This is a genomic window from Bradyrhizobium sp. USDA 4451 (assembly GCF_054822585.1).
Window position 1 is genome coordinate 4300921 of sequence record NZ_JBTRCH010000001.1, and the last position, 20617, is coordinate 4321537.

Genomic DNA, 20617 nt, shown 5'->3' on the forward strand with positions numbered 1-20617 from the left:
TCAGCCCCTCAGCCGCGGGTTGACGAGGATATAGGCGACGTCGGCGATCAAATTGAGCGTGATGTAGATCGTCGCCGTGGTCAGCACCACGCCCTGCACGACGGCATAGTCGCGGTTGAACACGGCATCGACGATCAGCTTGCCGAAGCCCGGGATCGAGAAGATCTGCTCGGTGAGGACCGCGCCCGACAGCAGCGTGCCGAGCTCGAGCGCGCCGAGCGTGATGATCGGCGTCAGCGCGTTGCGCATCGCGTGCTTGAGGATCACCGTGCGCTCCGAGAGGCCCTTGGCGCGCGCGGTGCGGACATAGTCACTCTCCAGCACCTGCAGCATGGCGCTGCGGGTATGCCGCATCAGGATCGCCGCGATCGCATTGCCGAGCACGAAGGCCGGCATGATCGACGCAGCCAGGCTGGCGCGCCAGTTTTCGCTCAAGGGCACGTAGCCCGAGGCCGGCAACCAGCCGAGCTTGATGGAAAACAGGAAGATCAACATGATGCCGAGCCAGAAATTCGGCGTCGAGATCCCCCACAGCGCGAACAGATTGGCGCCGTAGTCCCAGGCGGTGCCTTTCTTGACCGCGGAGACGATGCCGGCCGGAATGCCGATCAGGAAGGCGATCACGATGGCCATGCCGCCGATCTGCAGCGTCACCGGCAGCTTCTGCGCGATCAGGCTCAGCACCGGCATCTTGTTACGCAGCGATTCGCCGAAATCGCCCGACAACACGCCCTTGATCCAGTAGACATATTGCATCGGGATCGGTTGATCGAGGTGATACTGCTGCCGGATCTGCTGGATCACGGCCGGGTCGCGCTCCTCGCCGGCCATCACCAGCGCCGGATCGCCCGGCAGCAGATGTTGCAGCGAGAAGATCAGGATCGACACGAAGAACAGCGTCGGGACCAGCTGAACCAGCCGCCTGGCGAGGAAGTTCAGCATTGTCGGCCCCGCGTGCCCTGCGCCGTGGCGATCATTTCAATTTCAGCCCGGTCACGCGCACCAGGCCGTCCGGCATCTGCCGGTAGCCCGCGAGCTTGGTCGTGTGCGCGATCAGCAGCGTACGGTGATAGAGGTAGATGATGGGCTCGTCATCGAGCAGGATCCTGGTCAGCTTCTCGTAGATCGCCTTGCGCTGCGCCGGATCGGCGATCAGCCGGGCGTCCTCCATCAGTTTGTCGGCTTCCGGATTGGAATAGCCGCCGTCGTTCTGCGGCGCCTTCGCGTGCATGAAGATGTAGGAATTGCCGTCGGGATCGATCCGGCCGCTCCAGTTGATCTGGAAGATCTGGAATTCGCCGGCCTGGGCCTGCTTGAAGGTGGTGGCGAATTCGACCACCCGGATCCTGATGTCGAAGCCGGCTTCCGCCGCCATCGACTGGACCACCTGGGCCACCGCTTCATATTCCGTGCCCTTGGGCACCATGTAGTCGACGGTCACCGGCAGCGCGACGCCGGCTTCCTTCAACAACGCCTTGGCCTTGGCGACGTCGGCGCCGCGAACCGGAAACGCCTTCTGGTAATAGGGATGAGTCGGAGAGACCCATTGATTGCCCGGCGTGAACTCGCCGTTGAAGACGACCTGGTTGAGCGCCTCGCGATCGATCGCCAGATCCAGCGCCTGGCGCACCTTGACCGACTGGCTGAGCGGTCCCTTGGCCTTGTCGTTGCCGATGTTGATGGTCAGGCCGAGATAGCCGAGCTCGGGCGCCGTCGACAACACCAACTTCGGGTCGGAACGAACGTCCTTGATATCGGTCGCCAGCACGCGTTCGATCAGGTCGAGCCCGCCGGATTTCAGATTGGCGAGCCGAACCGTGGCGTCCACGATCGGCAGATAGACGATGCGATCGATGAAGACGTTGTCCTTGTTCCAGTAGTCGGCGAATTTCTCGAACACGATGCGGTCCTGCTGCACGCGCTCGACGAATTTGTACGGGCCGGCGCAGACCGGGTGCAGGCCGAACTTGTCGCCGGCCTCCTTCGCCGCCTTCGGCGACACCATCATGCCGGCCCGGTCGGTGAGCTGGGCGATCAGCGGAGAGTATGGCGTCTTCAGCACCAGCTTGATGGTGAGCGGATCGACCACCTCGACGTGATCGACGCTGGCGAGCTCCGATTTGCGGAATGAGGTCGGCAGCGTCATGTGGCGGTCGAGCGAGAATTTGGCGGCGTCCGCGTCGAACGGCTCGCCGTCCTGGAACTTGACGCCGGGTCGCAGCTTGATCGTGACTTCCTTGCCGTCGGCCGAGGTTTCGTGCGCCAGCGCGAGCTGCGGCACGATGTTGAGCTTTTCGTCGATGTCGAACAATTTGTCGCAAACGGCGGCAAACACGATCCGGCCGACATAGGTGCGTGCGGTCGAGGGATCGAGAATATCCGGGTCCTCGGCGAGGCCGATCCGCAACGTGGTCTGGGCCTGCGCGCCGGCGCCGAGCGCCAGCAACAGCGCCGCGGCCATCGCCGCCAAACGAAACATCTTCATCACACTGCTCCCCATGTTCACGCGCCGACCTCGGTCCCGCCTGTACCAACCCCGGAGCGTCCGGCCCCTTCCGCCGCGCCAAAGGCAGCGAGTAGCTTTTCCAATGTCGGCGAAAAACCGCCGTCGGACGGGACGATCGCATCCGCCGGCGGCAGCTCCGTCGTCCGGTGACATGCCGTTGCATGTCCGGTGCCATCTTCGACGAGCTGCGGCATTTCGCTCCGGCAACGCGCGACGGCATAGGGACATCTTGTGTGGAAGCGGCAGCCCTTCGGCGGATTGAGCGCGCTCGGCAGCTCGCCTTGCAGGACAATCCGGTTGCGTTTTGCCTTCGGTTTGGGCACCGGGATCGCCGACAGCAGTGCGCGGCTATAGGGATGGCGCGGCGCGGTGAACAGCGCTTGCGCATCCGCGGTCTCGACGATGCTGCCGAGGTTCATCACGGCGACGCGGTCGGCGATGTGCTTCACGACGGCCAGATCGTGCGAGACGAAGATGTAGGCGAGCTTCAGGCGGTCCTGCAGGTCGCGCAGCAGATTGAGGATCTGCGAGCGGATCGAGACGTCGAGGGCCGACACCGGCTCGTCGCAGATGATCAGTTTCGGCTCGACCGCCAGCGCGCGCGCAATCGCGATGCGCTGGCGCTGGCCGCCGGAGAATTCATGCGGGTAGCGGCGGGCGAAGCGCGGCTCCAGCCCGACCAGGCGCAGCAGCTCCTCGACCCGCTCGCGTCGGCCCGCTGCCGGCACCAGATTGTGCAGGGCCAGCGGCTCGCCCAGGATCTGGCTCACCGTCATGCGCGGATTGAGCGAGGCGTAGGGATCCTGGAAGATCAGCTGGGCGTCGCGGCGGAACGCGCGCAATTGCTCGGCATCGAGCGTGCCGAGGTCGCGGCCCTCGAAGCTGACGCGGCCGGCATCCGGCTCGATCAGTCGCAGCACCAGCCGGCTGACGGTGGATTTGCCGCAGCCGGATTCGCCGACCAACGCCAGCGTCTTGCCGGCCTCGACCGTGAAGCTGACGCCGTCGACCGCCTTCACATGGGCGGTCGGCCGGCCGAACAGCGAGCGCTCGGCGACGAAATGCTTCACCAGCCCTTCGACCTCGAGCAGCGCGGTCATGACACCAGCCGTTCCAGCGGCGCGCGGATGCAGCGCGAGGCGTGGGTCGCGCTCAGCAGCGCGAGCGGCGGCGGCGATTTTGCGCAGGCATGCTCCACGAACGGGCAGCGCGCGGCGAAGCGGCAGCCCGCCGGCGGGTTCGCCATGTTCGGCACCATGCCCTCGATGGTGGCGAGATGGCTGGTGCGGCGGTCGAGCCGCGGGATCGAGCCGAGCAGGCCGACCGTGTAGGGATGCTGCGGATTGGCAAACAGCTCGTCGACCGGGGCGCGCTCGACGATCTCGCCGGCATACATCACGGCGACCTCGTCGCAGACTTCGGCGACGACGCCGAGATCGTGGGTGATCAGGATGATCGCCGCGCCACTGGCGGCCTTCAGCTCGCGCATCAGATCGAGGATCTGCGCCTGCAGCGTGACGTCGAGCGCGGTGGTCGGCTCGTCGGCGATCAGGAGCTGCGGATCGCAGGCCAGCGCCATCGCGATCATCACGCGCTGGCGCATGCCGCCGGACAGCTTGTGCGGATAGTCGTCGATGCGTTTCTCGGGCGAGGGGATGTGGACGCGGCGCAGCAGCTCGACGGCGCGTTCGCGCGCCGCGCGTCGGGAGCCGCCGCGATGGCGCAGAATCGTCTCGGTAATCTGGTCGCCGATGCTGAAGCTCGGGTTGAGCGAGGTCATCGGCTCCTGGAAGATCATGGCGAGCCGATTGCCGCGCAGGTCGCGCAGCGTCGCATCCGGCACCTCGAGCAGGTCGAAGCCGTCGAAACGGATCGCGCCGGACACGGCGGCGGATTGCTTCGGCAACAGCCCCATGATCGCAAGCGACGTCACGCTCTTGCCGCAGCCGGACTCGCCGACCAGCCCGAGCGTGGCGCCGTTGGCGACGGACAGGTCGACGCTGTCGACCGCATGCGTGATGCGGCCATCGTCGCCGTGGAAGCTGACGCGCAGGCCCTCGATCTCGATCAACGGGCCCGCACTCATTCGCGGCCCGCTTTCGCGGCGGCGATGCCGGCGTCGATCCTGGTGCGGTCGCTGATTCCGGCCGGGTTGTCCCGGGTCGGCATGAAGCTCCGGAACGGCACCCAGTGCTCGCGGCTGACCGCTTCCAGCCGCTCCAGCTCGCGCAGGGGATCGGTGTGGTCGTCGACCCGCAGGTCGAGCAGCGGCCATTCCTCGGCGCCGTGGATCAGCAGGGCCGCCGATTGCTTGCCGCGCTTGTCGCCGCCAGCCGCTTCGCCGGCGAACATCGCCTTGATCAGCCGCTCCGCGAACGGCAGCCGTTCATTCGCGGCATAGACGTGCGCGGTCTCATCGAGCACCGCAGGTCCGGCCAGCATGTTTCCGGCGATCGAAAAACCGTCGCCGGCGATCTGGCCGAACCAGTCGATGCAATCCTTGCCGGAATGCGCCGCGATGCGGCCCTTAATGTCAATGACATGCAGCTGCCGGCTCTCGCGGCCGCCGTCGGGCCCGATCAGCGCCGCGATCACCTCGTGCGGGGTCTTGCCGTCGCGCAGCAGCGCGAGGCCGTCGATGCCGTAATAGGGATTGACCAGGGCCTGCGTCGCGATGGCGCCGACCCCGGGTGCAATATGCGGCACCAGCGCACCGACCGCGAAGAACCGCGTCGCGACGGCGATGCCGAGCTGGCCGGTGGCGCTGTCGCGGGCGATGATCGACCAGGTCATCTCGCTTCTCTTCTCCCTCGCCCCGCTCTTTGCGGGGAGAGGGTTGGGGTGAGGGGCTTGTTCCGCGAAGATGGTACAAATCGAGATTGCGGTGACTCCCCCTCACCCGGATCGCATCTTCGATGCGATCCGACCTCTCCCCGCAAGCGGGGCGAGGTGGAGTTTGGGGCTCGCTCCGCGATCCGACCCGACGTCATCATGCTGTGGCGATCATCTTCGTGTTTATCGGCCTGCGGCGTAACCCTGCATGCCGCGCGGGTTGGCGGCGGCGCGGCGGCGGGGGCCGACCTTCGAGGCCGCGGTGAGGCGGCCTTCCGACCAATCGGGGCCGATCTCCACCACATGGCCGCGGCGCTTCAATTCGTCGATGGTCGATTTCGGCACGCGGTTTTCCAGCACCAGCACGCCGGGGCGCGAGGTGCGCGGCCAGAACGAGATCGGGAAATGCTCGGAGTGCCAGGCCGGCGCGTCGATCGCTTCCTGCAAATTGAGCTTGGCGTGGACGTGGCGCAGGAAGAACTGCGTGATCCACTGATCCTGCTGGTCGCCGCCCGGCGAGCCCCAGGCGAGATACGGCGTGCCGTCGCGCAGCGCCATGCTCGGCGACAGCGTGGTGCGCGGCCGCTTGCCCGGCGCCAGCGAAGCCGGGTGGTTCTCTTCCAGCCAGAACATCTGGGCGCGGCTGCCGAGGCAGAAGCCGAGCTCGGGAATCACCGGCGAGGATTGCAGCCAGCCGCCGGACGGCGTCGCCGAGATCATGTTGCCGGCCTTGTCGATGATGTCGAAATGCACGGTGTCGCCGCGTACCTCGCCGAACCGGCCGACCGTCGGCTCGCCCGCGCCCATGGCGCCGACGGCCTCGCGATGCCCTTCGGCGTGACGCAGCTTGACGACGCCGCCGAAGCCTTCGACCGAGCCGGGGCGGAAGTCGAGCGACGCCTTGTCCTTCGAAATCAGCTTGCGCCGTTCGTTGTTGTAGGCATCGGACAGCAGCGTCTCGATCGGAATGTCGGTGAACTTGGGATCGCCATAGAACGTCTCGCGATCGGCATAAGCAAGCTTGGCGGCCTCGATCTGCAGATGGATGAAGTCGGGGCCTGCAGGATCGAGCCCGTCGAGCTCGAAGCCCTTCAGCAGCGCGAGCTGCTGCAGCATCACCGGACCCTGGCTCCAGACGCCGCACTTCTGCACGGTGTAGCGGCCGTAATCGTAGGTCAGCGGCGCCTCGATGGTCGGCTGCCAGCGCGCCATGTCGTCGGCCGACAGCACGCCGCGGTGCGGCGAGCCGGAGACGTCCATCACCTCCTGGGTGCGGCAGAACTTGTCGATCGCTTCCGCAACGAAGCCCTTCGACCAGGCCTGCCGCGCACGCTCGATCTGCGCGACGCGATCGCCGCCCGCGCCCTCCGCCTCGGTCAGGATGCGTGTGTAGGTCTCCGCGAGTGTCTTGTTGGTGAAAATGGTGCCGGGCTTCGGCACCTCGCCATTGGGCAGATAGACGTCGGCCGATGTGGTCCAGTATTTCCGGAACAGCTGCTCGACGGTCTTGATGGTGGCGGACGCGCGCTCGACCAGCGGGTGGCCGTCACGCGCATAGCCGATCGCAGGCTCCAGCACGTCACGCAGCTTCAATGTGCCGTAGTCGCGCAGCAGCAGCATCCAGGTTTCGAACGTGCCGGGCACGCAGGCGGCGAGCAGGCCGGTGCCGGGCACCATCTCGAGCCCCTCGCTGCGATAGTGCGCGATGGTCGCCTTCGCCGGCGCCGGGCCCTGGCCGCAGATCACCTCGGTTTTGCCGCGCTTGATGTCGTGCACGATGATCGGGACGTCGCCGCCGGGGCCGTTCAGATGCGGCTCGACCACCTGAAGCGTGAACGCGGCTGCAACGCCGGCGTCAAACGCGTTGCCGCCCTTCTCCAGCGTCGCCATGCCGACCGCGGTGGCGATCCAGTGCGTCGAGGTGACGACGCCGAACGTGCCTTCGATCTCGGGCCTTGTGGTGAATGGATCGGGGTTGACGTTGCTCATGGCTATTCACCGTTCGGCGGCTTGCTGGGCGTGTTGCGCGCGCACTTGATCACAGGCGGGCTGGCATGCCAACCGCTTGGTGGACATGGCCGCTCCCATCCGCGTGATCATGCCCGAATGGCCGCTGCCGGACTGTTGACGGCGTGGCAGGCGACGCCGTCGATCAGGTCCGGCGTCTTCCGGCGGCAGAGGTCGAAGGCGAGGGGGCAGCGCGGATTGAAGGAGCAGCCCGATGGCGGATCGATCGGGTTCGGAATCTCGCCCTTGACCGGGATGCGCTGGCGCCCGGACATCGCAAGGTCCGGAACCGCGCCGAGCAGCATCCTGGTGTAGGGCATAAGCGGGTTCTCGAACAATTTCCGGCCCTCGGCGATCTCGACGATGCGGCCGAGATACATCACGCCGATCCGGCTCGCCATGTGGCGGACCACAGCGAGATTGTGGCTGATGAACAGATAGGTCAGGCCGAACTTGTCCTGCAAATCGCGCATCAGATTGAGGATCTGCGCCTGCACGGAAACGTCGAGCGCCGAGGTCGGTTCGTCGCAGACGATGAACTCGGCCTCGGATGCCAGTGCGCGGGCGATCGCGATGCGCTGGCGCTGGCCGCCGGAAAATTCGTGCGGGAATTTCTGGCCGTCGTCGGGATGCAGGCCGACCAGCGAGAGCAATTCGCCGACCCGGGCCTTGATGTCGCGCTCGCCCTGGATCAGGTCGAAGGCGCGGATCGGCTCGGCGACGATGGTGGCGACCCGGTAGCGCGGATTGAGGCTCGCATAGGGGTCCTGGAAAACCATCTGGATGCGCCGGCGCAACCGGCGGCGCGCGTGGCCCTGCCGCGGATCGGTCATCGAGGCGCCGTCGATCACGACTTCGCCGGAGCTCGGCGGCAGCAGGCCGACAACCATGCGCGCAACCGTGGTCTTGCCGGAGCCGGATTCGCCGACCAGCGCAAAGGTCTCGCCGCGCCTGATGTCGAAAGAGACGCCGTCGACGGCCTTGAGATATTCGAGATGGCCGCCCTCGAGCACGCGGTTGAGCCATGGCTTCGAGACGTCGAACACGCGGCGCAGGTTCCTGACCTCGATCAATGTCCCGCTCATGCCGCGGTCTCCTTCGCGGGATCGAACAGGTGGCAGGCGACCGATTGCGCGCCCTGCCGGATCGGCTCGGGGCGTTCGACGCGGCAGCGATCGAAGACAAATGCGCAGCGCGGATTGAACGGGCAGCCCGGCGGGATCGCCGACAGCCGCGGCATCGAGCCCGGGATCTGCACCAGCCGCTTGTCCTCGCCCGCAAGTGTCGGGATCGCGCCCATCAGGCCACGGGCGTAGGGATGCAAGGGATTGCGCACCACCTCCTGCACCGGGCCGATCTCGGCGATGCGGCCGGAATACATCACCGCGACGCGGTCGCAGGTCTCAGCGATCACGCCCATGTCGTGGGTCACCAGCATCACCGCGGTGCCGTGGTCGCGGCCGAGCCGCTTGATCAGCGCGATGATCTGCGCCTGCACCGAGACGTCGAGCGCGGTGGTCGGCTCGTCGGCGATGATCAGCTCGGGCTCGGCGCAGATCGCGAGCGCAATCACGACGCGCTGGCGCATGCCGCCGGAGAATTCGTGCGGATAGCCGTCGATGCGCTTCTCCGGCGCAGGGATGCCGACCTCGGCCAGCAGATCGATGGCGCGCCGGCGCGCGGCGCTTTCGCTTAAGCTGGTGTGGGTGCGGATGGTCTCGACGATCTGGTCGCCGATCCGGTAGAGCGGATTGAGGCTGGTCAGCGGATCCTGGAAGATCATCCCGATCCGCTTGCCCCTGACGCGGCGGATTTCTTCCGCCGGCAGATGGTCGATCCTTGTGCCCGACAGCTCGATCTCGCCGGCGCAGATGTGGCCGGGCGGATCGATCAGCCCGATCACGGCGAGGCCGGTGACCGATTTGCCGGCGCCGGACTCGCCGACCACGCCGAGCACCTCGCCCTTGGCGATGTCGAACGACACGCCGTTGATGGCGCGCAACGTGGCGCGGCGGGTGACGAATTCCACCTCGAGATTGCGTACGGAGAGAACGGGCGTGGTCATCGGAGCTTCGGGTTGAGGGCGTCGCGCAGCCAGTCGCCGAGCAGGTTGATGGAGAGGATCAGGCCGGCCAGCGCGATGCCCGGGAAGGCGACGATCCACCATTCGCCGGCGAACAGATAGTTGTTGCCGATCCGAATCAGGGTGCCGAGCGAGGGCATGGTGTCGGGCATCCCGGCGCCGAGGAACGACAGCGTCGCCTCGGTGATGATCGCGAGCGCGAGGTTGATGGTGGCGATGACCAGGATCGGGCCCATCGTGTTCGGCAGCACGTGGCGGAACATGATCTTCGGCGCCGGCAGGCCGATCAGCTGCGCTGCCGCCACGTAGTCCTTGTTCTTCTCGACCATGACCGAGCCGCGCACGGTGCGGGCATATTGCACCCAGAAACTGAGGCCGATCGCGATGATCAGGACGCCGAGCGTGCTCATCTCGTCGAGCCGGTTGCCGAGCAGCGATTTGGCGACGCCGTTGACCAGCAGCGCGATCAGGATCGCCGGGAAGGTGAGCTGCACGTCGGCGATCCGCATGATCACGGTGTCGACCGCGCCGCCGAAATAGCCGGCGATCAGGCCGAGGGCGATGCCGAGCGCGCCGGCGAACACCACGCCGGCCAGGCCGACGGCAAGGGAGATGCGCAGGCCGTAGAGGATCGCCGAGAGCACGTCGCGGCCTTGCTCGTCGGTGCCGAGCAGGAACGGACTCTGGCCGTCGGCGGTCCACAGCGGCGCGATCCGCGAGTTGATCAGCTGCAACTGTGCCGGATCGAACGGATTCTGCACCGCAAGCCAGGACGCGAAAATCGCCAGCAGGAAGAACAACAGCGTGATCGCAGCGGCGACCATCGTCAGTTTGGAGCGGCGGAACGAATAGAAGATGTCGCTGTCGAGCGCGCGGGCGAACCAGCCGGCAGGTGGCTGGTGGTCTTCGGCGCGATGGGGGACGACGGCGTCGGACATCGGTCAGCCCCTCACGCCGCGCGGCCGACGGTCGACCGCAAGCGCGGATCGACTACGGTGTAGAGGATGTCGACCACGAGATTGATGGTGACGAAGATCAGCGAGACCATCAACAGATACGCGGCCATGATTGGGATATCGACGTTTTGCACGGCCTGGACGAACAGGAGCCCCATGCCCGGCCATTGGAACACGGTTTCGGTGATGATCGAGAAAGCAATAACCGAGCCAAACTGCAGGCCGGCCACCGTGATCACCGGAACCAGGGTGTTCTTCAGCGCGTGACCGAAATGGATCGCGCGCGTGGTCAGCCCGCGGGCGCGGGCGAAGCGGATATAGTCGGTGCGCAGCACTTCCAGCATTTCGGCGCGCACCAGCCGCATGATCAGGGTCATCTGGAACAGCCCGAGCGTGATCGCCGGCATGATGATCGCCTTCCAGCCGGAGACGGTGAGCAGCCCGGTCGACCACCAGCCGAGCTTCACGACCTCGCCGCGCCCGAACGAGGGCAGCCAGCCCAAGGTTACGGCAAACAGATAGATCAGCAGGATGCCGATCAGGAAGGTCGGCAGCGAAATGCCGATCAGCGATATCGCCTGGAATAATCTGGCCAGGATGGTGTCGCGGCGCAGCGCCGAATAGACCCCCATCAGGATGCCGGCCACCATCGCGAAGATGGTGGCGACGATCGCAAGCTCCAGCGTCGCCGGCATGCGCTCAGCGAGCAGCGAGGAGACCGGCAGGCGGAACTGGTAGGACACGCCGAACTTGAACTGCAGCGCGTTGATGAAATAGCGGCCGAACTGCACCAGCACGGGATCGTCAAGGCCAAGCGAGTGCCGGATCTCGGCGCGCTGCGCGGCCGAGGTGTCGATCGAGACGATCTGATTGACCGGATCGCCGGCGAAGCGGAACATCGCGAACGCGATGATGCCCACGGCGAGCATGACGCCGATCGCCTGCAGGAAACGGCGAAGAGTGAAAGCGAGCATCTCTACCTTTCACTGCTTTTGACATTTGGCGCGCGGCGTTGCGCGACCGGAAAACGCGAGGTCCCGGAAGCCTGCGCTTCCGGGACCCAATTCGCCGAGACCACTATTCACCCTCTTTGGTCGCCCAGTACAGCAGCACCTGGTTGTCCGCGCGCTGGGTCAATTTGACCTTTTTCGACACGCCCCACACCAGCGGCTGCTGATGCAGCGGAATGTAGCCGTAATCCTTGATGACGATCTCGTAGGCCTGCTTGATCAACCGGTCGCGCTTGGCGGTGTCGCTCTCGACCAGCACCTTGTCGGTGAGCGCGTCGACGTCCTTGTTGCAATAGCCGCCGAGATTGGCCTCGCCCCGGGTCGAGTCCTTCGGGTCGTCGCGGCAGCCGAGGATGTCGTGCAGCACGTTGTGCGAGTCGGACGTGGCGGGCGTCCAACCCAGCATGAAGAACGAGGTCTGGTAGCCGCCGGGCTTCAGCACCTTGCCGAAATACTGCGCCTTCGGCTGCGCCAGCAGGTTCACCTTGACGCCGATGCGGGCCAGCATGCCGACCACCGCCTGGCAGATCGCGGCGTCGTTGACGTAGCGGTCGTTCGGGCAGTCCATCGTGACCTCGAAGCCGTTCGGATAGCCGGCCTCGGCCAACAGCTTCTTGGCGCCTTCCGGATCGGGCTTCGGCCGGGTGAACTCCTTCGACAGCGGATACAGCTCGGGCGCGATCATCAGGGCCGAGGGCGTCGACATGCCGCGCATCACGCGGGTCTTGATCAGGTCGACGTCGATCGTCTTGTAGAAGGCTTCGCGGACCTTGATGTCCTTGAACGGATTCTTGCCCTTGACGTTGGAATACAGCAGCTCATCGCGCGCCATATCCATGCCGATGAAGATGGTGCGGATCTCGGGCGCGGTCATCACGGTGGCGACGCCGCTGGAATTGACGCGCTGGATGTCCTGCAACGGAACCGGTTCGATGACATCGACCTCGCCCGACAGCAGCGCGGCGACGCGGGTGGCGTCGGAGCCGATCGGGGTGAAGATGATCTCCTTGAGATTGTGCTCCGGCTTGCGCCAATAGCCCGGGAACGCCTTGAACACGGTCTTCACGCCGGGCTGATGGCTCTCGATCGTGAACGGGCCGGTGCCGTTCTCGTGCAGCGCCGCGTAGCTCGGCGTGGTCGCCGAGGCCGGCGTCGGTGCAACGGAGTTGTTCTCCTCGCACCACTTCTTGTCCATGATGTACCAGCTATCCCACTGCGAGATCAGGATGGGATTGGGCGAGTCCAGCGTCACGTCGACGGTGGTGTCGTCGACCTTGGTGAACTTGGCATCTGCGGGGACGTTGCTGAGGAAGTTGGAGCCCTTGGCGCGGACCCGGTCGGCGGAGAACAGCACGTCGTCGGCGGTGAAGGGGTCGCCATTGTGGAATTTGACGCCCTTGCGCAGATGGAAGCGCCATTTGGTCGGGCTCAGCGTCTCCCAGCTTTCCGCCAGGGCCGGAATGATCTTGAGGTCCTTGTCGCGGGCGGTGAGGCCTTCGTAGACGTGCGCATGGTGCGCGATCGTGGTGGTTTCCTTCAGCGTGTAGGGATCCAGCGACTTCAGTTCGCCCTGGTTGGCATACTTCAACGTCTGGGCCGATGCCGGCAAGGCAACGGCGACCAGCGCGACGGCAGCCGCCGCAAACAAACTCCAACGTACCGACATGTGATCCCGCGTCCCCGTTCTTGTCGGCCGGCTGCTTTGTCCGGCTGGTATTATTGATGCATGTTGCCAGAGTTTACCGGCCGCGCAAGCGCGATTTCCCAAAGGGTTAACCTGCTCGCGCGGGTGCAGCGCAACCACTGGGATTCTCACGATGGGCGGTCGATATCGGCGCGTGACATTCGACTTTCGGAGTGCTGCGTGCGGGGCACGGGAGTGATCTGCGGCGCGCGCTGCCGATGCCGGTCGCTGCAAGACAGTTTGGTTGACCATAACGGATGATTGAGGCCGACTGCATCTTGGGACGGCCGGGGCCGACTTGCGCAACGCACCCCGTCGCGGCGATACTGAACCGGGTCACGGCGCATTTGAGGAGGCGGATATGAAGGTCAACGTCGAGATAGATTGTACGCCCCTCGAAGCGCGGCAGTTCTTCGGCCTGCCCGACGTGGCACCGATGCAGAATGCCGTCATGGACAAGCTGCAGCAGCAGATGTTGTCGAACATCGATAAGATTTCGCCGGAATCGCTGATGCAGAGCTGGTTCACCTTCGATCCCAAGCTCGCCGAGCGCTTCCAGGACATGTTCGTGGCGATGGCCGGCTTCGGCGGCGCGAGCAAGAAGAAATAGTGACCGACATGGACAGGAGCGCTGATGGGACCGAACGCCGGTTGCGCCCGCCCAGCCTGTTCCTGATGCTGGCGGAAGCGCGCGGCGTGCTCGAACTCAATTCGAGCCTGCTTTTGTCGCCTTTGCTGATGCAGGCGCCGAAGGGCGACGGTCATCCGGTGCTGGCGCTGCCGGGCTTCCTCGCCAGCGATCTGTCGATGGCGCCGATGCGGCGCTATCTGAAACAGCTCGGCTACGACGCCTACGCCTGGAACATGGGCCGCAATTTCGGCGGCATCTCCAGCAGGCGAGGTGCGCTGCGCGACCTGCTGAAGCGGGTCCATGAGGCCACCGGGCGCAAGATCTCGATCGTCGGCTGGAGCCTCGGCGGCGTCTATGCGCGCGATCTGGCGTCGCAGATGCCCGAGCTGGTGCGCTCCATCATCACGCTCGGCAGTCCGTTCGCCGACGACATCCGCGCCACCAATGCGACCCGGCTCTACGAGCTCTTGTCCGGCGAGGGCGTGGACGACATCCCGGATGTCCGCGCCGCGATCGCCGGCGACATGCCGGTGCCGGCCACCTCGATCTATTCCCGCACCGACGGCATCGTGAACTGGCGGACCTCGCGGGTGCGGCCATCGGCGACCGCCGAGAACATCGAGGTGCATCTGGCGAGCCATCTCGGCCTCGGCGTCAACCCCGCAGCGCTGTGGGCGATCGCGGACCGGCTGGCGCAGCCGGAAGGCGAGTTCCGGCATTTTGACCGGTCCGGCCCCTTTGCCATTGCCTACGGACCGGCAGAACAGGCACTATCCTAAACCAAACGACGAGAAGCGCCTCAAGGCGCCCGCGTGAGTTGGCTCTCGGGAGGAGATCATGAGCGACGCCAAGAAGCTGTCCTCGCTGGACGCATCGTTTCTCTATCTGGAAACGCCGGAAATGCCGATGCATGTCGGCAGCATGGCGATCTTCCGCCTGCCCGACGGCTACAAGGGCGACTTCTTCGAGGAGTTCAAGGCGATGATCGCCTCGCGGCTGCACATCGCGCCGATCCTGAAGGCGCGCCTGCAGAAGGCGCCGCTCGACATCGATCATCCGTCCTGGGTCGAGGACGACCAGTTCGACATCGACCGCCATATCTTCCGCGCCAGCCTGCCGGCGCCGCGCGACCGCGCCACGCTGGAGCGCATCGTCGGCTGGATGCACGCCAAGCTGCTGAACCGCGCCCGCCCGCTCTGGGAATTCTACGTCTTCGAGGGCATGAAGGACAACGAGATCGGGCTCTATTCCAAGATGCACCACGCCTGCATCGACGGCGGCGCAGGTGCCGCGCTGACCAGCATGATCTACGATTTGACGCCGGTGCCGCGCGAGATTGAGCCGCCGAGCGCGAAGAAGGTCGCGCAGGAGCCGCGCGACATCGCGGCCAACCTGATCGATGCCTATCAGCAGCTCTGGACCCAGCCGTTCGAGGCGGCCGCCGCCGCGCAGAAGAGCCTGGAACTGCCGCGCTCCGGCAAGAGCGACCTCGGCTCGATCCTGTTCGACAACGCCATGTTCCAGATCGAGAGCGCGGTGAAGTTCGCGGGCTCGATGCCGACCGTGATGAAGAGCCTGTCCGACGTCGTCGCCAAGGTCGCCGATCCCCGTTCGCGCGAGAGCCTGCAGGCGATGTCCTCGCCGCCGACCATCCTCAACAAGGCGATCTCGTCGGAGCGCAGCTTTGCCGGCACCTCGATCTCGCTGTCGCGCGCCAAGGCGCTGGCGAAAGCGTCCGGCGGCAAGCTCAACGACGTCGTGCTGGCGCTCGCCTCCGGCGTGGTGCGGCGCTATCTGATCAGCCAGGGCGCGCTGCCGAACAAGTCGCTGACCGCCGGCGTGCCGATCTCGCTGCGCGAGGAGGGCAATGCCGAATCCAACAACCAGGTGTTCGGCATGATCTGCTCGATCGCGACCGACATCGAGGATCCCAGGAAGCGGCTGGAGACCATCATCGCGCAGTCCACCAAGTCCAAGGAGATGTCGCATCCGCTGCGCGCCCTGATGCCGCAGGTCTCCAACATCTCCATGCTCGGCGCACCGATCCTGGTGCAGATCATGGCGCTGCTCTACAGCCGTTCCGACCTCTCCAACGTGCTGCCGCCGGCGACCAACATCACGGTCTCCAACGTGCCGGGGCCGCGGCAGACGCTGTATGCGGCGGGAGCGGAGCTGTTGCATATCTTCCCGGTTTCGATCTCGACCCACGGCGTTGCGCTCAACATCACCGTGCAGAGCTACCGCGATCAGCTTGATTTCGGCTTCATCGTCGGTGCCAACATCATTCCCCACGTGCAGGTGATGTGCGACATGCTGCCGCTCGAGTTCGATGCACTCGAGGCGGCGTTCGCGCCTCCGCCTGCGGACATCAAGGGCGCGGCCGAATAGGATTTCACAATGATCGAAATGCCACCGCTGCAGTTCGCCGAGACCAACGGCATCCGCATGGGCTTCTACGAAGCCGGCCCCAGGACCGATACGCCGCCGGTGGTGTTGTGCCACGGCTGGCCCGAATTGGCGTTCTCCTGGCGCCACCAGATCAAGGCGCTGGGCGACGCCGGCATCCGGGTGATCGCGCCGGACCAGCGCGGCTATGGCGCGACCGACCGGCCGGAGCCGGTCGAGGCCTACGACATGGAGCACCTGACCGGCGATCTCGTCGGCCTGCTCGACCATCTCAAGATCGACAAGGCGATCTTCGTCGGTCACGACTGGGGCGGCTTCGTCGTCTGGCAGATGCCGCTCAGACATCATCAGCGGGTCGCCGGAGTCGTCGGCGTCAACACGCCGCATTGGGATCGGGCGCCTGTCGATCCGATCGCGTTGTTCCGCCAGCGCTTCGGCGACCAGATGTATATCGTCCAGTTCCAGGATCCGGGGCGCGAACCGGACCGGATTTTCAGCAGCCGGGTCGAGCAGACCTTTGACGCCTTCATGCGCAAGCCGGCTGCCCGCCCGCCCGGCGCGCCGGAGGAGCAGCCGATCGCCGGCGTCGGCGCGTCGGCACGGCTCAATCTGGCGTTTCCGCAGATGATCGCGAATTACGACGCCAGGCACGATCCGCGGACGCCGATCCTGTCCGCCGACGAGAAGAAGGTGTTCGTCGACACCTTCAGCAAGACCGGCTTCACCGGCGGCATCAACTGGTACCGCAACTTCACTCGCAACTGGGAGCGTTCGGCCGGGCTCGATCATCACGTGCGGGTGCCGTCGCTGATGATCATGGCCGAGAACGACGCGGTGCTGCCGCCGTCGGCCGCCGATGGCATGGAGCGACTGGTGCCGGACCTCGAAAAATATCTGGTCAAGGACAGCGGCCATTGGACGCAGCAGGAAAAGCCTGACGAGGTCAGCGCCAAGCTGATCGAATGGCGCAGAAAGCGGTTCGGGTAATTCCTGGCCGTCATTGCGAGGAGCGAAGCGACGAAGCAATCCATTCTATCCGCTTGCGGCACGATGGATTGCTTCGCTTCGCTCGCAATGACGGTTGAGACAAGGTAGGGGGCAATCTCGACATGGCGTCCGGCAACAGACTGAGTCCGATCCCGCAACCGCCGACAAAGCCGGTGGTCGGCAACATGCTGTCGCTGGATTCAAGCGCGCCGGTGCAGCATCTGGTGAAGCTCTCCAAGGAACTCGGCCCGATCTTCTGGCTCGACATGATGGGCGCGCCGATCGTGATCGTGTCCGGCCACGACCTCGTCGACGAGCTGTCCGACGAGAAACGCTTCGACAAGGCGGTGCGCGGTTCGCTGCGCCGGGTGCGTGCAGTCGGCGGCGACGGGCTGTTCACCGCCGACACCAGGGAGCCGAACTGGAGCAAGGCGCACAACATCCTGATGCAGCCGTTCGGCAACCGCGCCATGCAGTCGTATCACCCGAGCATGGTCGATATCGCCGAGCAGCTGGTCAAGAAATGGGAGCGGCTCAACGCCGACGAGGAGATCGAGGTCGTCCACGACATGACGGCGCTGACGCTCGATACCATCGGGCTGTGCGGCTTCGACTACCGCTTCAATTCGTTCTACCGTCGCGACTACCACCCGTTCGTGGAATCGCTGGTGCGCTCGCTCGAGACCATCATGATGACCCGCGGCCTGCCGCTCGAGGGGCTGTGGATGCAGAAGCGGCGCAAGATGCTCGCCGACGACGTCGCCTTCATGAACAAGATGGTCGACGAGATCATCGCCGAGCGGCGCGGCAATACCGACGTGACCGACGACAAGAAGGACATGCTGGCCGCAATGATGACCGGCGTCGACCGCTCAACCGGCGAGCAGCTCGACGACGTCAACATCCGCTACCAGATCAATACCTTCCTGATCGCCGGCCACGAGACCACCTCTGGCCTGCTGTCGTGCACGATCTACGCGCTGCTGAAGCATCCCGAGGTGCTGAAGAAGGCCTATGAGGAGGTCGATCGCGTCCTTGGTTCCGACCTCGATGCCAAGCCGACCTATCAGCAGGTGACGCAGCTCACCTACGTCACCCAATGCCTGAAGGAGGCGCTGCGGCTGTGGCCGCCGGCGCCGGCTTACGGCATTGCGCCTTTGGCCGATGAGACGATCGGCGGCAAATACAAGTTGAAGAAGAACACCTTCATCACCGTGCTGGTGATGGCGCTGCATCGAGACCCCTCGGTCTGGGGTCCGAATCCCGATGTGTTCGATCCCGAGAACTTCAGCCGCGAGGCCGAGGCCAAGCGGCCGATCAATGCCTGGAAGCCGTTTGGCAACGGCCAGCGCGCCTGCATCGGCCGCGGCTTTGCCATGCACGAGGCGGCGCTGGCGATCGGGATGATCCTGCAGCGCTTCAAGCTGATCGACGTGCATCGCTATCAGATGCATCTGAAGGAGACGCTGACCGTCAAGCCCGACGGCTTCAGGATCAAGGTGCGGCCGCGCGACGACCGGGATCGCGGCGCGTTCGCCGGCAGCGCGGGCGCGGTTGCGGCAGCGCCGAAGCCTCAGCGCGCGCCGACCACGCGTCCCGGCCACAACACGCCGATGCTGGTGCTCTATGGCTCCAATCTCGGCTCGGCCGAGGAATTGGCGACCCGCATGGCCGATCTCTCGGAGATCAACGGGTTTGCAACCCGCCTTGGCCCGCTTGACGATTATGTCGGCAAGCTGCCGGAAGAGGGTGGTGTCCTGATCATCTGCGCGTCCTACAATGGCGCGGCGCCCGACAACGCGACGCAGTTCGTCAAATGGCTGGAGAGCGACCTGCCGAAGGACGCCTTCGCCAAGGTGCGCTACGCCGTGTTCGGCTGCGGCAACAGCGATTGGGCGGCAACCTACCAGTCGGTGCCGCGCTTCATCGATGAGCAGCTGACCAAACATGGCGCGCGCGCGGTCTATCCGCGCGGCGAGGGGGATGCGCGCAGCGATCTCGACGGCCAGTTCCAGAAATGGTTCCCGGAGGCGGCCAAGGTCGCGACCAAGGAATTCGGCATCGACTGGAATTTCACCCGCACCGCCGAGGACGAGCCGCTCTACGCGATCGAGCCGGTGGCGCAGGGCGCGGTCAACACCATCGTGACCCAGGGCGGCGCGGTGCCGATGAAGGTGCTCGCCAACACCGAGCTGCAGACCAAGGACGGAGCCCATCCGTCGGAACGCTCGACCCGGCATATCGAGGTCGAACTGCCCGCCAATCTGAAATACCGCGTCGGCGATCATCTCAGCGTGGTGCCGCGCAACGATCCGACCCTGGTCGACTCCGTCGCGCGCCGGTTCGGCTTCCTGCCGGCCGACCAGATCCGTCTCCAGGTCTCGGAGGGCCGCCGCGCGCAGCTGCCGGTCGGCAACGCCGTGTCGGTCGGGCGGCTGCTGACCGAGTTCGTCGAGCTGCAGCAGGTCGCGACCCGCAAGCAGATCCAGATCATGGCAGAGCACACCCGCTGCCCGGTGACCAAGCCGAAGCTGATGGCCTATGTCGGCGACGACGAGGCATCGGCGGCGCGCTACCGGACGGAGGTGCTGGGAAAACGCAAATCGGTGTTCGACCTGCTCGAGGAATATCCGGCCTGCGAGCTGCCGTTCCACCTCTATCTCGAAATGCTGTCGCTGCTGGCGCCGCGCTATTACTCGATCTCGTCGTCACCGGCGGGCGAGGCGCAGCGTTGCAGCGTCACCGTGGGCGTCGTCGAAGCGCCCGCAAGCTCGGGCCGCGGCATCTACAAGGGCATCTGCTCGAACTATCTGGCGCGCCGCCGCGCCGGCGACACCATCCACGCCACCATCAAGGAGACCAAGGCCGGCTTCCGCCTGCCCGACGACAACGCGGTGCCGGTCATCATGATCGGGCCTGGCACCGGCTTGGCCCCGTTCCGCGGCTTCCTGCAGGAGCGCGCCGCGCGCAAGGCACAGGGTGCTGTGCTGGGCCCTGCGATGCTGTTCTTCGGCTGCCGCCATCCCGAGCAGGATTTCATCTATGCGGACGAGCTGAAGGCATTCGCCGCCGACGGCGTCAGTGAACTCTTCACCGCGTTCTCGCGCACCGATGGGCCGAAGACCTATGTGCAGCATCTCCTGGCCGCGCAGAAGGACCGGGTCTGGGAGCTGATCCAGAACGGCGCGATCGTCTATGTCTGCGGCGACGGCGGCAAGATGGAGCCCGACGTCAAGGCGACCTTGATGTCGATCTACCGCGAGCGCACCGGCACCGATGCCGATGCTGCCGCGCGCTGGATCGAGGAGATGGGGACAGGGAATCGCTACGTGCTCGACGTCTGGGCCGGTGGGTAGTTTCCCGCCATTGTAGCCCGGATGCAGCGAAGCGAAATCCGGGGCCGTCGGCCCGCGGTTGCGCTTTCCCGGATTGCGCGGAGCCTGTCATCGGGCGCGCGTTCGCGCGACCCGTTGGCTTCATCCGGGCTACGGCAGAGGTGCCGCCCATGCTACAAG

Annotated in this window: 16 protein-coding genes; 5 read left to right on the forward strand and 11 right to left on the reverse strand. The window is 65.5% G+C overall.

From position 1 onward, the window contains the following. The 11 genes from ACVMB0_RS19825 to ACVMB0_RS19875 all read right to left on the reverse strand — a co-directional run bounded on the left by ACVMB0_RS19825 (nt 1) and on the right by ACVMB0_RS19875 (nt 13060). Nucleotides 1-942 (reverse strand): ABC transporter permease, encoded by a 942-nt coding sequence (locus ACVMB0_RS19825; RefSeq protein WP_461347374.1) that lies wholly within the window; start codon nt 940-942, stop codon nt 1-3. Between the two features lie 31 nt (nt 943-973). Beyond that, nucleotides 974-2485, reverse strand: a complete 1512-nt coding sequence (locus ACVMB0_RS19830) for an ABC transporter substrate-binding protein (protein WP_461347375.1) — start codon at nt 2483-2485, stop codon at nt 974-976. 17 nt (nt 2486-2502) lie between these two features. Then, complete coding sequence (locus tag ACVMB0_RS19835) at nt 2503-3606, reverse strand: ABC transporter ATP-binding protein (RefSeq protein WP_461347376.1); 1104 nt, start codon at nt 3604-3606, stop codon at nt 2503-2505. Next, nucleotides 3603-4592 (reverse strand): ABC transporter ATP-binding protein, encoded by a 990-nt coding sequence (locus tag ACVMB0_RS19840; RefSeq protein WP_461347377.1) that lies wholly within the window; start codon nt 4590-4592, stop codon nt 3603-3605. Before ACVMB0_RS19840 ends, ACVMB0_RS19835 begins: the two co-directional genes overlap by 4 nt. Continuing rightward, nucleotides 4589-5299: a DUF1028 domain-containing protein gene (locus tag ACVMB0_RS19845; protein ID WP_461347378.1), complete on the reverse strand. Its 711-nt coding sequence runs from the start codon at nt 5297-5299 to the stop codon at nt 4589-4591. The genes ACVMB0_RS19840 and ACVMB0_RS19845 overlap by 4 nt, the downstream gene beginning before the upstream one ends. A 222-nt stretch (nt 5300-5521) precedes the next feature. Continuing rightward, nucleotides 5522-7327, reverse strand: coding sequence for a gamma-glutamyltransferase family protein (locus ACVMB0_RS19850; RefSeq protein WP_461347379.1), 1806 nt, complete (start codon nt 7325-7327; stop codon nt 5522-5524). A gap of 107 nt (nt 7328-7434) precedes the next feature. Then, nucleotides 7435-8430, reverse strand: a complete 996-nt coding sequence (locus ACVMB0_RS19855; protein ID WP_461347380.1) for an ABC transporter ATP-binding protein — start codon at nt 8428-8430, stop codon at nt 7435-7437. Next, nucleotides 8427-9410: an ABC transporter ATP-binding protein gene (locus ACVMB0_RS19860; protein ID WP_461347381.1), complete on the reverse strand. Its 984-nt coding sequence runs from the start codon at nt 9408-9410 to the stop codon at nt 8427-8429. Before ACVMB0_RS19860 ends, ACVMB0_RS19855 begins: the two co-directional genes overlap by 4 nt. Then, complete coding sequence (locus ACVMB0_RS19865; protein ID WP_461347382.1) at nt 9407-10366, reverse strand: ABC transporter permease; 960 nt, start codon at nt 10364-10366, stop codon at nt 9407-9409. Before ACVMB0_RS19865 ends, ACVMB0_RS19860 begins: the two co-directional genes overlap by 4 nt. Before the next feature lie 11 nt (nt 10367-10377). Then, a complete protein-coding gene (locus ACVMB0_RS19870) occupies nt 10378-11358 on the reverse strand; it encodes an ABC transporter permease (protein ID WP_456755985.1) in 981 nt (326 codons plus the stop codon). Between the two features lie 103 nt (nt 11359-11461). Beyond that, a complete protein-coding gene (locus ACVMB0_RS19875) occupies nt 11462-13060 on the reverse strand; it encodes an ABC transporter substrate-binding protein (RefSeq protein WP_461347383.1) in 1599 nt (532 codons plus the stop codon). 379 nt (nt 13061-13439) lie between these two features. Between ACVMB0_RS19875 and ACVMB0_RS19880 the strand changes: the two genes are divergently transcribed. The 5 genes from ACVMB0_RS19880 to ACVMB0_RS19900 all read left to right on the forward strand — a co-directional run bounded on the left by ACVMB0_RS19880 (nt 13440) and on the right by ACVMB0_RS19900 (nt 20458). After that, on the forward strand, nt 13440-13688 hold the full coding sequence (locus ACVMB0_RS19880) for a DUF6489 family protein (RefSeq protein ID WP_166297834.1): 249 nt from the start codon (nt 13440-13442) through the stop codon (nt 13686-13688). An 8-nt stretch (nt 13689-13696) separates the two neighbouring features. After that, nucleotides 13697-14488 (forward strand): esterase/lipase family protein, encoded by a 792-nt coding sequence (locus ACVMB0_RS19885; protein WP_461347384.1) that lies wholly within the window; start codon nt 13697-13699, stop codon nt 14486-14488. A gap of 58 nt (nt 14489-14546) precedes the next feature. Continuing rightward, a complete protein-coding gene (locus ACVMB0_RS19890) occupies nt 14547-16097 on the forward strand; it encodes a WS/DGAT/MGAT family O-acyltransferase (protein ID WP_456755981.1) in 1551 nt (516 codons plus the stop codon). Between the two features lie 9 nt (nt 16098-16106). Continuing rightward, nucleotides 16107-17102, forward strand: a complete 996-nt coding sequence (locus tag ACVMB0_RS19895) for an alpha/beta fold hydrolase (protein ID WP_461347385.1) — start codon at nt 16107-16109, stop codon at nt 17100-17102. Nucleotides 17103-17224: 122 nt separating this feature from the next. Further along, nucleotides 17225-20458 carry a bifunctional cytochrome P450/NADPH--P450 reductase gene (locus tag ACVMB0_RS19900; RefSeq protein ID WP_461347386.1) on the forward strand — a complete coding sequence of 1078 codons (3234 nt, stop codon included), beginning with the start codon at nt 17225-17227 and terminating at the stop codon, nt 20456-20458. Nucleotides 20459-20617: the final 159 nt, after the last annotated feature.